Genomic DNA, 14,188 nt, shown 5'->3' with positions numbered 1-14,188 from the left:
GGCGGCTGCGAGGTCAGCGGTAGCGGAGGTGGAGCGACTGTTGAGCAGTCGCCAAGCAGACGCAGCGGCAACGATTCTTGGGCAGTGGGACCAATCAAGCAGCCAGGCACTAACTGACGGCCGGGACGCGTTGTGGGCCGACTTCGCACGCCACGCCGCGGTCTACAACACGCTGCTGGAGCGAGTCAGCGGTAGCACGTCAGACGGCGCGGCGGCGCATGGGCACTTGCCGCAGGCTCTCCAGAACCAGGCCGGGCAGATCGGGCTGGACCTGGGAAGGTTACGCGTCACTCTGCGCGGCTATCAGGCTTTCGGAGTCCGGTACGCACTCCTGCAACGCCGTTGCATCCTCGGTGACGAGATGGGGTTGGGCAAGACGATCGAGGCCATCGCGGTCTGCGCCCACCTCGCTGCCGCCGGAGGGCGTCACTTCCTCGTCGTCTGCCCGGCCAGCGTCATCGTGAACTGGCTCAATGAGGTTGCATCCCACAGCACGCTGCCCGCCCACCGCCTACACGGGCCGCAGCGCGACGAAGCGATCCGACATTGGCACGCTGACGGAGGCGTGGCCGTCACAACGTTCGAAACGCTGAGCCGGCTGTCCTTACCTCAGGATCTCCGCCCCGGAGTCGTCATCGTGGATGAGGCACAACTGATCAAAAACCCGGCAGCTCAACGGTCCCAGGCCGTCGCCGCCCATCTCGCCCAGGCACCCCGGGCCCTTTTCCTGACCGGTACGCCAATGCTGAACCGGGTCGACGAGTTTCGAAACTTGATCCGCTACCTGAACCCTGCGGTGGCGGCCACGATCAGCGTCACCGACGGTTTGGCCGGCGCCGCCAGCTTCCGCCGCAAGGTCGCCAACGTGTACCTCCGCCGCAACCAGAAAGACGTCCTGGCCGAACTTCCGGACCTGATCGAGGTCGCGGATTGGGTCGAGATGGGCCAGACGGAGACGCGCGCCTACCGGCGGGCGGTCGAGGCCCGGCAGTTCGCCCACATGCGTCGAGCCGCCGTTGTCGTCGACGGGTCAGTGATGCCGGCGAAGGTGGAGCGACTGCGCGAGATCATCCAAGAGGCTGCGGACAACGGATGGAAGGTCGTGGTCTTCTCCTTCTTCCTGGAGGTCCTGGAACGCGTACGCGTGAGCCTCCAGGAAGGCACACCGGTGTTCCTGCTCTCTGGGGCGGTCCCTGTCGCTGCTCGGCAACAGGTTGTGGACGACTTCAGCGGCACGGACGGCCACGCCGTCTTGGTCAGCCAGATCGGCGTTGGCGGGGTGGGCTTGAATCTTCCGGCGGCGTCGATCGTCGTGCTCACCGAGCCGCAGCTCACCCCGGCACACGAGGAGCAGGCCATCCGGCGGTGCTACCGGATGGGTCAGACCCGGGGTGTACGGGTTCACCGCCTACTTGCCAGAAACACCGTGGATCAGCGGTTGTTGGAAATGCTCGAACGCAAGAGCGCCCTGATCCGCGCATACGCCCACGACAGCGTCGCGAAGAGCGCTGACCCGTTGGCAACTGACGGCACCTACGTCGACCACGACCTCCTCACCGATGAGGCGATCCCGCTTGATCGGCGGATCATCATGGTCGAGCGTCAACGGCTTGGTCTCGACAAGCGACGGGTTTCCTGACGGCGCGCCGGTGCCGGAGCACATTGCTCGGGACTAACGGTGTACACACCGCAACCGGGCCAGCGAGCGATCCGAGGTGATTGGTGTCGGGGTGGCGCGAGGAAGTCTGTTCCGTCGTTGACGTGTGGCGGTCGACCGTAGGCGGCACAAGCACGGCGACATGGGGGCGGGTGGGACGGGCGCATCCCATGGCAGAGGCTGGCTGGTTCAGCGTTGATCTGCGCGGATCGCGTGCCGACGTGGACCAGCTCGACACGCTGCGCGTGGCCGGTACGGCCCCAACGAGGGGCGCCGAGGGTGGATACCGGCCGCTTGAGGTGATGCAGGAGGGGCAGCAGCTGCGGGTTCGGGTCGCCGAGTTCGTGGACCTCGCCGATGCCTACTTGTGGCAGCAGCGTCAGCCACCGGCCTACCTGTTGGACCGGCTCCGCGAGGTCCTCGCCACCATAGAGCCAGTGGGCCTGGCCACAGACCTCGCCGCCGGCCGCCTCGCCCCCGCACCCCAATTGTTGGACCGTGTCGCGGGATTTACGCCGGCGCAGTGTGAGGCGTACACGTCCTGCCTACGTCCCGGGGTGCGATTGGTCTGGGGACCGCCGGGCACCGGGAAAACGTGGGTGCTCAGCGAAGCGATCAGCTCCCTGATAGCCGACGGTAAGCGGGTCCTGCTGGTGTCGGCCACCAACATCGCGGTCGACAACGCCCTCGCTGGCGTGATGAGACACCGTCGGCACCGCCCGGGGGACCTGATCCGCGTCGGACCAGCCCATCTACGGGAGATAGCCGCCGACCCCGACGTGTCGCTCACCCACCTCGTCAAGGCGTCGCTGGTTGAGGCCGAGCAGCGCCGATTGGTCCTGCAGAGCCGCCTCCTGGCGCTCAAGCAGACAGTGAACGATCTTCACACCATCGAGAAGCTGGTCGCCGACTTCAACCCCGGTGAGCACGATCGGGCACGTGCCGCGGTTAACCGGGGCCGGGACATACCCCGGCTCGCACAACAGCAGGCGAATGCCGGCGATCAAGTGACCGCTCGCCGTCGTGCCCTGGCGCAGGCCGATGCCGCAGTGCAGGAGGCGCGTGCCGCGGTAGCGGAAACCTCGGACTCGCGAAACGCGCTGGACGCCCTTGACGACATCAGGCGCGAGGCCACGTTGGCCCAGCAGGAGGCTGACCGAGTTGCCGTGCGGCTGCTCGCCGCGCGAGCCGAATGCGACCGGACGGAGTCGGACCTTGCCTCCGCCCAGGACGGCGGACCATGGGCTCGGGCCCGCAACTGGCGGCAGCTGCATCGCCTCCGCGGTCTCCTGCAGGAGCAGCGCGAAACAGTGGAGACGCTCGGCGCGCAGGTGCAACATGACCGGGCCCTTCTCGCACGGTTCCATCGCTCCGCCGAGCCTCGGGTAGCGGCACTGACAGCCAAGGTACGTTTCAGCCGGGAACAGATCGCAGCCCGCGGCAGCGTTTTGACCGAGGCACAGCGCATCCACCACGCGGCGGCCGCTGAATTGTCCGCAGCAGTCAACGAGCACGACGCGGCCCAGCAGCGACTGCTGGCAGCCGAGGCGGCGCCGCGCGCCACGCCAGAGCAGCAAAGCCTGGTCGAGCGGGCTGATCGTCACCAACTGCCGGCCCAGTACGAGCGTATGCAGTCATTGCGCCGTCGCGCTGCTGCTGAGGCTCCCACCCGATCTCGCCTGGAGAAAGAGCACGCCAAAGCCCACGACGCCTACGACCGTTTACGCCGCGACGCGGAAAGCACCCTCATCCGCCAAGCCCGCGTCATCGCCACCACCCTCGCGCGGCTGCGTACCGCCAAGGTCCTCCTCGACGGCCCTTACGACGTCGTGCTCGTCGACGAAGTCGGCGCCGCCACCATCCCCGAAACACTGCTGGCCGTGTCGCGCGCCACCACCACCGCTGTGCTCCTCGGGGACTTCATGCAACTCGGACCCGTCCTACCGACGCCCATCACCAAGAGCAAACGCCCCGACGTGCAGCGCTGGCTGTGCGACGACATCTTCGGCCTCTGCGGCATTACCGTCGCCGCTGACGCGACCGCCCACCCCGGCTGCACCGTACTTGACGAGCAGCACCGCTTCGGACACGACATCATGCACGTGGCCAACGCTGTCGCCTATGACGGCCTGCTACGCGATGCGCCCAACACCCGCGTCCGCGACGCCGACGACCCGGAGATCGTCCTCATCGACACCGACAGACTCGGTGACCTCGGCACCGTGCGAGCAACCGGCCCTGCCAAAGGCTGGTGGCCGGCCGGTGCGCTCATCAGTCGAGCCCTGGCCCAGTACCACCGCTCGCGCGGAGAGACGATCGGCGTCATCACCCCGTACAACCCGCAAGCCGATGCCACCCTCGAGGCGTTGCGGGATTGGGAGGAGACCGGGGCCCATCCCACGGAGGTCGGCACCGCCCATCGTTTCCAGGGCCGGGAGTTCGACGTGGTGATTCTCGACCTCGTCGAGGACAACGCCAAGTCCCGATGGATCGCCCAGGCAAGCTCTTCTCGTGGCGGCTTCGCCCGTGAGGGTCTCAGGCTGTTCAACGTCGCCGTCACCCGTACCAAGGACCGTCTCTACCTCATTGGCAGCCGCCAGCGCATCGAACAAGCACCGCCGGACACCGTGCTGGCCTGTATCGCGCCGCTACTCGGCAAAACGATCCGCACCGTGCGCGCCGAGCAGCTGATCACCGCACCATCCGTGCCTGAGCCCGACCGGCCGCTACTGGGAGAATTCAGCAGCGACCTGGCCGACATCCTGGCCCAACATGTCCGCGTCGCCGAAATTCAAGACGAGAAAACGTTCTATCGAACCTTCGCCGAGCACCTCGAGTCTGCGCGCCACTCTATCTGGATGTGGGCCACCTGGACGGCAAACCGAACGAGTTCGGTGGCGCCGGCGCTTGGTGCAGCCGTTGGACGAGGCGTCAAAGTCGTCGTCTTCGTCCGCGACGCCAGAGACCACCTGCAGGGCACCGACAATTCGCAGCAAAACCTGAAGACGCTGCGAGCGGCGGGTCCCACCATCGTTGAAATGTACAAGATGCATCAGAAGATCGTCGTCATCGACGAGCGGCTCGTGCTTCTCGGAAGCCTCAACGTCCTCTCTCAACGCGAAAGCCGTGAAGTCATGCTTGTGATGGAAGGCGCCCACTTCGCCCGCAAAATACTTGAGCACGAAAATGCGGCACAGTTCAGGCAGGCACCACCGACGTGTGAGGCGTGTGGCAGCACAACGATCGCGTTGCACCGTACCGCCAAAGGCTGGCGATGGCGCTGCTATGCCCGCAGCCTCACTCCCAGCAATACACGGTCATCCACCTGCGGCTGGACCGTCGAGCCGGAAGGGCCAATCACCGACGCCAGGAACCAATGAGCCCACTCATTGGGGGCACACCGCCGCAGGGGCTGCAATACGATCTTGCGTAGCATCTCCCGCGCGAGGAGTGGCCGGGTTGGGCAGAGCCTGGTACGTAGGCCTGATGAGGGGCACAGGTTGGTAGGCAGAGATCGCCTACTCAACCTGGAGGTGCGGTAATGCGCGGCAACGGTGTGATTTTGAAGCGGTGCGGGTGTCGCCACACGGAGACCAGGCAACGCCTGGAGTCGTCCTGCGAGTTGCTGAGCCGGCGTGGTCACGGCAGTTGGTACTCACTGCTCGGTGAGCACCCTCACGGGGCGGCGGGAACGTGTCCGACGCGGCGGGTATCTGACCCGTGGGGATGCCGAGCGGGCGCGGGATGCGCTGCTGGCCAGGTCGACCGAGGAATGCACCAGCGACACCTGGACGGTGTCCCGCTGGCTGCGCTACTGGCTGTCGACCAACCTCGGGATCCGCCCCAGCACGCTGCGCTCCTACACCGATCACGTCGAGCACCAGCGCATTCCCCACCTCGGGCGCCATCGTCTGACCGACCTCACCAACCTGCACGTCACGGCGACGTTCGCCGACATCGCCGTAACACCCAACCGCCACGGCCGGCCGCCGACCCCGTCGACGCTGCACCGCATCCGCGCCACCTTGCGCTCCGCCCTCAACGCCGCGATCCGGCACGGGCTCCTGCGCGACAACCCGGCGCGATTCGTCAGACTGGCCAAACCGAGACGACCCCAGGCCCGCGTCTGGACCGACCACCGGGTACAGGCCTGGCGCCAACACGGTGAACGCTATGCCGTCGCGGTCTGGACCACCCAGCAGTTGGCACACTTCCTCGGCCACACCGCCGACGACCGGCTCACCGCGATGTGGTGGCTCATCAGCCTGCGCGGCCTGCGCCGCGGCGAAACCGCCGGACTGCGCTGGGTCGACGTCGACCTCGACGGCCGGGTGATCACCATCGACCAACAACGCATCGCCTACGGCCAGACCGTCACCGTCGGCCCACCCAAGACCGCCGCCAGCCGCCGCACTATCGCCCTGGACCACACCACCGTCACGATCCTGCGCCAACACCGCCGCCGACAACTCACCGAGCAGACAGAGCACGCAGCCGACTGGACGGACTCCGGCTACGTCTTCACACAACCGGACGGGCAGCCGCTACACCCGGATTACCTGACCCGCCGCTTCCGGCGCCTCGTGACCGACTCCGGTCTCCCGCCCGTCCGTCTGCACGACCTGCGCCACGGCGCGGCCAGCCTCGCTCACAGCGCAGGCGCCGACCTGAAAGCCGTTCAGGAGCAACTCGGTCACACCAGCATCGTGCTCACCGCTGACACCTACACCAGCGTCCTGCTCGACCTGCACTTCACCGTCGCCGAAGCCACCGCCCGACTCGTCCTGGCCGCCGCAGCCCGCGTCCCCGGCCGCAAGCACCGGACACCCACCCGACACCCACGAACCGCAGCAACACCCACCGCCCGACGGCCCAAACCGTTGCCAGGAACCAGAATCAGGCGCGAGCCCCACCCAAGGGCTGGCCGCGCCCACGTGACACCCAAACGACACCCAAAGATCAAGGCCGCATAGCCAGATGGCTATGCGGCCTGATCAGTGCTGGTGCGCCGCCAGGGACTCGAACCCCGAACCCGCGGATTAAGAGTCCGCTGCTCTGCCAGTTGAGCTAGCGGCGCTCGTCGGCAACGGGGAGAACATTAGCACGCCTCCCGAGGGGGGTTCCAATCCGATCCCCGGCTCCCCCCTTCGGCCGAGCTTACCGGGCATTAGTGGACGAACCGGCCGGGCGGACGAGGACAGGGGGCGGACAAGCGGCGACCATGCGGCACGATGTGCGCCAGGTACGCGAGAACAGAGGTGGGGATGGGCATGTTCGCGCGGGCCGGGGCGATGGTGGGCGCCCTCGGCCTGGTGGCGTCGCTGGCTCTGACGGGCTGCGGCGCGGAGCAGAAGAAGCAGGCGGAGTTCGTCGGCGGCACCGCGCCGGCCACGTCCGCTACACCCGGTGCGGCAGGCACCCCGGCCGAGCCGGGCACCCCGGCCGCGCCGAGCGGTCCGCCGCTGACGGTGAGCCCGGCCGACGGGGGGAAGAACCGGCCGGTCAGCTCCGAGATCAGCGCCGAGGTGCCCGGCGGCGGGAAGGTGTCCAGCGTCACGCTGGCCGCCGCCAACGGCGGCCAGGTCGAGGGGCGCCTGCGCGCCGACGGCTCGTCCTGGGTGCCGTCGAAGCCGCTGAAGTACGGCACCCGTTACACGGCCACGGTCACCGCCACCGGCCCCGACGGGACGACCAGCCAGGGCAAGAGCACCTTCACGACGATGGCGAAGCCCAAGTCGGTGATCAGCTCCGGCCTCTACCTCTTCGACGACAAGACCTACGGCGTGGCGATGCCGGTGGTCACCGAGTTCCACCCGGGGATCCCGAAGAAGGACCGGGCGGCGGTGCAGAAGCGCATGTTCGTGCAGACCGATCCGCCGCAGCCGGGCGCCTGGCACTGGGTGGAGAACGGCACCCAGGCCTACTACCGCGCGCCGGAGTACTGGAAGCCCGGCACCACGCTCACCGTCCGGATCGCACTGGCCGGCATCCCGCTGAGCAACGGCCGCTACGGCAACGTCGACCGTGCGGCGACCGCCAAGATCGGCCGGGCGTTCGAGATGCAGGTGGACAACGCCACCAAGAAGATGACGGTGTACGAGGACGGCCAGGTGGTCCGTACCCTGCCGGTCAGCCTGGGCAAGAAGAAGACCCCCTCCTCCAGCGGCACGATGGTCGTGATGGAGAAGAAGGAGTCCACGGTCTTCGACACCCGCGACGATCCGGACCCGGCGAACCGCTACGTGACGGAGATCGACTTCGCCCAGCGGCTCACCTGGGGCGGCGAGTACATCCACGCGGCGCCCTGGTCGGAGCACGTGCAGGGCCGGCAGAACGTCTCGCACGGCTGCGTCAACGTCTCCATGGCGAACGCCCGCTGGCTGTTCGGGAAGACCAAGGTCGGCGACCCGATCACCATCAAGGGCACCGAGCGCAAGCTGACGCCGGGCAACGGCTGGACGGCGTGGAGCCAGAGCTGGTCCGAGTTCGTCAAGGGCAGCGCGGTGCCGGTGCCGGAGGCCGGCGAGGGGTCGGCCTTCTGAGGCACGTCCACCGACGATCCGGCGACCGGCCCGCACCCGCGGGCCGGTCGCCGTCTTCGTGGCCCTGCCGCGACGCCGTCCGGCCCCGCGACGCCGGCGACGCCCCGGGCGCCCGCGCCTGCGCTGCCGGCACGTACGGCGGGTCCGGAAAGGTGAGCGGACCTCGGCAAAGCCCTGGATCTTATCAACATCCGGACATCTCGTACGGCGTGTTTCGGTTCACCTTGCGGAACGGGTACCTGCCCCGGTGCGTCAGTGAGGGACGATGGGCAACCGGGGACCACGACTGTGAGGGAATCATGCGAGCTGTCCAGGACCAGCTGATCCGGCACGGGGACGACCGGCGGGGTCGACGACGCCGTGGGTTCGCGGCGGCGGTGCTCGCCGCGACGCTCGCGCTGGCCTCCGCCTGCACCGACGGGGGCGGGGGCAAGCCCTCGGGCGGCTGGCAGAACGGCGACGACCAGCCCGCCGCGCCGAAGGCGGCGGCCACCATCGTCGAGCCCAAGGCGGACGCGAAGGACGTGCCCGCGTCCACCGGCATCACCTTCACGGCGACGGAGGCGGAGCAGACCAGCGTCGAGCTGAAGGACTCCGCCGGTGGGGCCGTCGAGGGCGAGCTGGCGGCCGACGGCAGGAGTTGGCTGCCCGCCGGCGCGCTGAAGTACGGCGAGACGTACACCGCGACGGTGACCGCGACCGGCGACGACGGCCGGCCGGCCACGGCGACCAGCACCTTCACCACCATGGCGAAGCCCGGCAAGCAGGTCCGGATCAGCAGCTTCCTGGGTGACGACCAGGTCGTCGGCGTCGGCATGCCGCTGATCGTGAAGTTCAGCCGGGCCGTCCCGGAGGACTACCGCGACGACGTGCAGAGCCGGATGACGGTCACCTCCGTACCGGCGCAGGAGGGCATCTGGCACTGGGTCAGCCCGACCGAGATCCGCTACCGCCCGAAGGAGTTCTGGAAGGCGAACAGCACGGTCTCCTACCGCGTCCAGGCCGGGGGCCTGCCGCTGGGCGACGGCTGGTACGGCCGGGCGGACCTCAGCGTCGGCATCAAGGTCGGCCCGGCGGTGGTCATGACGGTGGACAACAAGACCAAGCGGATGACCGTCACGAAGGACGGCTCTGTGATCAAGACCATCCCGGTCAGCCTCGGCAAGAAGAGCACCCCGTCCTCCAGCGGCACGATGGTGGTCATCGAGAAGCTACGCAAGACCGTCTTCGACACCTTCGAGGAGCTGGGCCCAGAGGAGGGCTACCGCACCAAGATCGACTACGCCCAGCGGCTGACCTGGGGCGGCGAGTTCATCCACGCCGCCCCCTGGTCGGAAGGGCAGCAGGGCCGGGTGAACGTCTCGCACGGCTGCGTGAACGTCTCGATGGCCAACGGCGCCTGGCTGTTCGCCAACACCCGCGTCGGCGACCCGATCACGGTCAAGGGCACGGAGCGCAAGCTCCAGAACGGCAACGGCTGGACCGACTGGAACATGAGCTGGGAGCAGTACGTCAAGGGCAGCGCCCTGCCGTACGAGCCGCCGACCGAGGCCGCCCCGGAGCAGACCGGCGAGCCCACGGTCACCCCGACCACCTGAGCCCCGCAACGCCGAAGGCCCCCTCCGCGAGGAGGGGGCCTTCGGTAACCGGGTGACTGATGGGAATTGAACCCACGACAACCGGGACCACAACCCGGTGCTCTGCCAACTGAGCTACAGCCACCATGCCGTTCACACCCGATGGATCCACGCCCGGTCGATCGCCCCGGGCGGGGTGCGGACCAATAATAGCCCCACCCCCGCCCGCCGCGTCCAGCGGGTTCCGCCCGGCGCGATCGTGCCCGGCGGCTCAGAGGCCGGCGGCAATTGCCTTGGCGGTCTCCACGTCCGGCCCGGGCAGGGGCACAAAGAGGGTCCGCCGGTAGTACTCCAACTCCCGGATGCTCTCCCGGATGTCGGCCAGGGCCCGGTGCGCGAGCCCCTTCTGGGGCTGGCCGAAGTACACCCGGGGGTACCAGCGGCGGCACAGCTCCTTGATCGACGAGACGTCGATCATCCGGTAGTGCAGGTGCGCGTCGAGGCGGGGCATGTCCCGGGTGATGAAGCCCCGGTCGGTGGCGATCGAGTTGCCGCACAGCGGGGCCGTACGCGGATCCTTCACGTGGCTGGCCACGTAGTCCAGGACCATGTCCTCGGCCTCGGCGAGGGTCACCGTGGAGCGCCGGACCTCCTCGGTCAGCCCCGACTTGGCGTGCATCGTCGCCACGATCTCGGGCATCGCCTCCAGCGCCGCCTCGTCGGCGTGGATCACCACGTCGACGCCGTCCCCGAGCACGTTGAGGTCGGGATCCGTGACGAGCGCGGCGACCTCGATCAGCTTGTCCCTGCCGAGGTCCAACCCGGTCATCTCACAGTCGATCCAGACGAGAAGATCAGCCACCGGGACAGCCTACGCGCAGCCCACCCGGCCGCGCGCCCGCGCACCGGGGCACGCGGTGACCGCTAGGGTTTCCTCCGTGCCAGCCGAACCCGCCGCACCGCCCGCCGTCACCGACGACGATCCCGGTGGCCGTACGGTCCGTCGGCTCGTCACCCTGCTGGCGCTGGCCGCCGTGCTGCCGGCGCTCTACCTGCCCGGCATGGTGCACGACTTCTTCGACCTGAAGATCTACATGCGGGCGATGGACTGGTGGGCGGCCGGGAACCCGCTCTACGACTACGTGCAGCCCGACCGGGTGCAGGGCGAGCTCTACTTCACCTACCCGCCCTTCAGCGCGCTGCTGCTGCGCCCGTTCGCGCTGCTGCCGCTGGGCGCCACCGTGGCGATCTTCACGATCCTGACGGGCCTGGCGGTGGTGGTCACGACCCGGTGGCTGCTCGCGCCGGTGATCGCCCGGCACGGGTTGCCCCGTGTGTTCAGCCTCACCGTGGCGGTCCTGCTGGTGCTGGCCGTCGAGAGCACCCGCGAGACGATCACCTTCGGTCAGATCAACATGCTGCTGGTCGTGCTGATCCTGGCGGACCTGCTCTTCGCCGTACCCCGGGCGAGCCGGTGGGCCGGCGTGGGCGTCGGGCTGGCGACGGCGCTCAAGCTCTTCCCTGGCATCTTCATCGTCTACCTGCTGGCCACCCGCCGGTGGCGGGCGGCGGCGGTGGCGAGCGCGACGGCCGCCGCCGCGACCCTGCTCGCCGCCGCGGTCGCGCCGCGCGACTCGTGGCGGTTCTGGACCCACGAGCTGTGGGCGACCGACCGGGTCGGCCGCACCGACTACACCGGCAACCAGTCGCTGTTCGGCCTGCTCAGCCGCATCACCGCGCCGGAGAAGCCCCACCAGCTGCTCTGGCTGCTGCTGGTGGCGGCCGTCGCCGGGTACGGGCTGTGGCGCGCCGCGCGGGCCGCCCGCGCCGGGGACACGCTCACCGGCCTGGCCCTGACCGGACTGGTCGGCTCGCTGGTCAGCCCCATCACCTGGACCCACCACATCTACTGGTTCATCCCGGCGGTGGTCGTGCTGACGGACGCGGCGCTGAGCGCCGACGCCACCACCGGCGAGGGCGCCCGTCGGCGACGTCTGCTGGCGGCACTCGCCGTCGGCACCTCCGCCCTCATCGTGTACGGGGTGGTGACCTTCCACGACTGGGGCATCGCCCCGGTGCGTACGGACTCGCCGGGCGAGTTCCTGGTGCGCAACACGTACGTGCTGCTGAGCCTGCTGCTGCTGGTGACCCTGCCGGTGCGGCGGGAGTGCCGCAGGTCGCGGGAAATGGACAGTCTTCCCAAGTAGCGCCCTTCATGGCTAATCTGGTCGCAACTACCTCAGACGTCTCTCGGGTAGCACCGATCCCCCGGTGAGGGCGGCCCTCCGCGTCGGCAGCGCGGAGGGCCGCCCGCCGTCCGGCCCCCGGGTGGGATGCCGGCACGGGGCGGAGGCCGGACGCGGGTCAGCGCGGATCGTCGGGCGACTGCCGGCCGGCGCGGGAGGCACCGGCCTCGGAAACGCCAGCGCCGGGAGTGCCGGAAGTGCCAGCGCCGCGAGTGCCGGCACCGGGAGTGCCGGCATCGGAAGCGGCGGCATCGGAAGCGCCAGCATCAGGAGTGCCGGTGCCGGAAGCGGCGGGGCGGCGGCGGTCCGCTGCGGAGACCGGGTCGGCCGTCTCCTCGGGGGCGGCCAGCGGCCAGGCCAGGGTGAGGTTCACCTCGGGCGGCCGCAGCGCCGGGTCGCCTCCGGCGAGGTCGGCGAGCGTCGCGGGGCGGCGGGCGGGCACCGGCCCGATCGCCGGCCGGGCCCCCGTGGGGGCGGCGCCGACCGAGGCGAGCTGACGCCCGGCGACGCGCGACCGGTCGCTGTCCCGGGTCGGTTGCGCGCCGAGGCCGGCGAGCGAGGTCACCCCGAGGCGGCCGGCGAGCACCGGCACCTGGTCCGGCTCGACCACGAAGACCACCTCGCGGGGCCGCACCGGGCGCAGCAGGAGCAGGGCCAGCGCCACCGCCAGCACCCCGCCGGCCAGTAGCCCGGCGGTCGCCGGGGCGGTCCAGCCGGCGCGCAGCCCCGCGCGCAGTTCCAGGCTCAGGTCGGCCCGCCCATCGGGACGCATCACCACCAGGCTCAGCCGCCGGTCTGCCAGCTCCGCCGGGGTCCACTCCAGCGCGCCGATGCCCTCGCGTACCCAGAAGGGCTGGTTGATCGGCGCGACCGACGGCGCGGGGCCGGCGGACGGCGCGGGGCCGGCGGGCTGCAACCGGACCGGCAGCGGCCCCCGGGCCAGCGCCACCCGGCGCACCTCGGCATGCGCAACCGGCTCGAGCCAGCGCCGCACCTCGTCGGCGGGTGCCAGCCCGACGAAGGCCGGGCCGTCGGGCGTCCGCGCGTCCAGCCGGAGTCGGGCCTGCCCGGCGCGGGTGAACGGCGCCTCGGCCCGCAGCAGCTCGTCGACGTCCCGAACGACCATCGCGTGACCCGGGGTCTGCACGGTCTCGAACCGGGCGCTGAAGGCGCCACCCGGGTCGGCCTGCCGGGCGAGCAGCGTGAGCGCCCCACCGGCGAGCAGCGCCGTGATCCCGACCGTCAGCAGCAGCATGGCGGCGAGCGCCCGCACGATCCGCATTCGTTCCGTCCCCCTCCGTAGCCGGATACCCGGCCGACCTTACCGACGTGGGGCGAGCCAGCAGCGGATATCCACGGCACGGGGCCAGGAAAGCAGCCGGCCCGCCGGATGGTCCGACGGGCCGGCGGAGCGGTACGACCAGGTCACTCCTGCGACGTCGGCGCCCGCCGCGTACGCGAGAACGCGAGCCCGCCGAGCAGCAGGCCACCCACGCCGGCGACCAGGCCGGCGACCGCGAGCCCGGTGGCCACGTCGTCGCTCCCGGCGTCGTCATCGTCGTCGTCGCCGGCGGCCTGCGGCGCGGCGGTGCCGGTGGGGGCGGTCGACGGCGAGGCCGCCGTGAGGGTGAGCACCGGGGCGGGGTTCTCCGGCTCCTCGCCGCCGGGGAGCGGCTCCTCGATCCACCGCTGCACGTTGCCGTCGGAGTAGGTCTGCAAGGTCTTGAAGACCATCGTCTCGACCTGCGGCAGCGGCCCCATCGACACCGGGAACTCCTGGAACTGGCCGGGCTTGACCGCCGCGCTCCCGGTGGCCGTCCAGGTGAGCTTGGAGACGACCTCGCTGAGCTGGCTGCCGTGCACCTCGACCGGCGGGTCCACCTTGCGCTTCTCCACCGCCACCGTCCAGCCGGGTACCGGCATGGTCGACACGGAGCCGACGGGCGCGTTCTCCGGCAGCACGACCTCCAGCTTCGTGGTGGAGGCCGTATCGCTCTCGTTCGGCACCCGGAAGGCGAACCGGCCGTAGCCGCCCTGGGTCGCCTCCTGCGGGTTGACCGTGACGTGGGCCGAGGCGGGCGCCGCGAAGCCGAGGACGGCGGTGGCGACGGCGCCGAGCGCCAGGGCGGCGGCGGCGCTTGCGGTACGCCGGTGACGGATCATGGT

General features: G+C 70.0%; 9 protein-coding genes and 2 tRNA genes. 6 read left to right on the top strand and 5 right to left on the bottom strand.

Going from position 1 to position 14,188, the window contains the following annotated elements; translation table 11 throughout:
• Positions 1 to 28: 28 nt before the first annotated feature.
• The 3 genes from AC0OO9_RS20535 to AC0OO9_RS20525 all read left to right on the top strand — a co-directional run bounded on the left by AC0OO9_RS20535 (position 29) and on the right by AC0OO9_RS20525 (position 6,630).
• On the top strand, positions 29 to 1,639 hold the full coding sequence (locus AC0OO9_RS20535) for a DEAD/DEAH box helicase (protein WP_484511657.1): 1,611 nt from the start codon (positions 29 to 31) through the stop codon (positions 1,637 to 1,639).
• A gap of 239 nt (positions 1,640 to 1,878) precedes the next feature.
• Positions 1,879 to 5,037 (top strand): AAA domain-containing protein, encoded by a 3,159-nt coding sequence (locus AC0OO9_RS20530; protein ID WP_484511655.1) that lies wholly within the window; start codon positions 1,879 to 1,881, stop codon positions 5,035 to 5,037.
• 285 nt (positions 5,038 to 5,322) lie between these two features.
• Positions 5,323 to 6,630 (top strand): site-specific integrase, encoded by a 1,308-nt coding sequence (locus tag AC0OO9_RS20525; RefSeq protein WP_484511654.1) that lies wholly within the window; start codon positions 5,323 to 5,325, stop codon positions 6,628 to 6,630.
• A 28-nt stretch (positions 6,631 to 6,658) separates the two neighbouring features.
• On the opposite strand, the gene AC0OO9_RS20520 is transcribed toward AC0OO9_RS20525, so the two are convergent.
• Positions 6,659 to 6,734: transfer RNA gene (locus AC0OO9_RS20520), tRNA-Lys, on the bottom strand.
• A gap of 187 nt (positions 6,735 to 6,921) precedes the next feature.
• Here AC0OO9_RS20520 and AC0OO9_RS20515 point away from each other — a divergent pair.
• Both AC0OO9_RS20515 and AC0OO9_RS20510 read left to right on the top strand, forming a co-directional pair.
• Positions 6,922 to 8,199, top strand: coding sequence for a L,D-transpeptidase (locus AC0OO9_RS20515; protein ID WP_484511652.1), 1,278 nt, complete (start codon positions 6,922 to 6,924; stop codon positions 8,197 to 8,199).
• Positions 8,200 to 8,498: 299 nt separating this feature from the next.
• Positions 8,499 to 9,797 carry a L,D-transpeptidase gene (locus AC0OO9_RS20510; RefSeq protein ID WP_484511650.1) on the top strand — a complete coding sequence of 433 codons (1,299 nt, stop codon included), beginning with the start codon at positions 8,499 to 8,501 and terminating at the stop codon, positions 9,795 to 9,797.
• Positions 9,798 to 9,848: 51 nt separating this feature from the next.
• On the opposite strand, the gene AC0OO9_RS20505 is transcribed toward AC0OO9_RS20510, so the two are convergent.
• Positions 9,849 to 9,921 (bottom strand) — tRNA-His (locus AC0OO9_RS20505).
• Positions 9,922 to 10,047: 126 nt separating this feature from the next.
• Positions 10,048 to 10,638, bottom strand: a complete 591-nt coding sequence (gene orn, locus AC0OO9_RS20500) for an oligoribonuclease (protein WP_484511649.1) — start codon at positions 10,636 to 10,638, stop codon at positions 10,048 to 10,050.
• Positions 10,639 to 10,714: 76 nt separating this feature from the next.
• Between orn and AC0OO9_RS20495 the strand changes: the two genes are divergently transcribed.
• Positions 10,715 to 11,983, top strand: a complete 1,269-nt coding sequence (locus AC0OO9_RS20495) for a glycosyltransferase family 87 protein (RefSeq protein ID WP_484511648.1) — start codon at positions 10,715 to 10,717, stop codon at positions 11,981 to 11,983.
• A gap of 157 nt (positions 11,984 to 12,140) precedes the next feature.
• Here the strand turns inward: AC0OO9_RS20495 and AC0OO9_RS20490 are convergent, their stop codons facing one another.
• Together AC0OO9_RS20490 and AC0OO9_RS20485 are read right to left on the bottom strand one after the other, a co-directional pair.
• Entirely contained in the window at positions 12,141 to 13,304 is a 1,164-nt protein-coding gene (locus tag AC0OO9_RS20490; protein WP_484511647.1) for a hypothetical protein, read from the bottom strand.
• Positions 13,305 to 13,447: 143 nt separating this feature from the next.
• Positions 13,448 to 14,185, bottom strand: a complete 738-nt coding sequence (locus AC0OO9_RS20485) for a YcnI family copper-binding membrane protein (protein WP_484511646.1) — start codon at positions 14,183 to 14,185, stop codon at positions 13,448 to 13,450.
• Between the last annotated feature and the right edge of the window lie 3 nt (positions 14,186 to 14,188).

It is taken from the genome of Micromonospora sp. USAFONa4 (assembly GCF_057197825.1).
The sequence above is the reverse complement of the archived record's forward strand: the minus strand, read 5'-3'. Positions and strand labels throughout refer to the sequence as shown.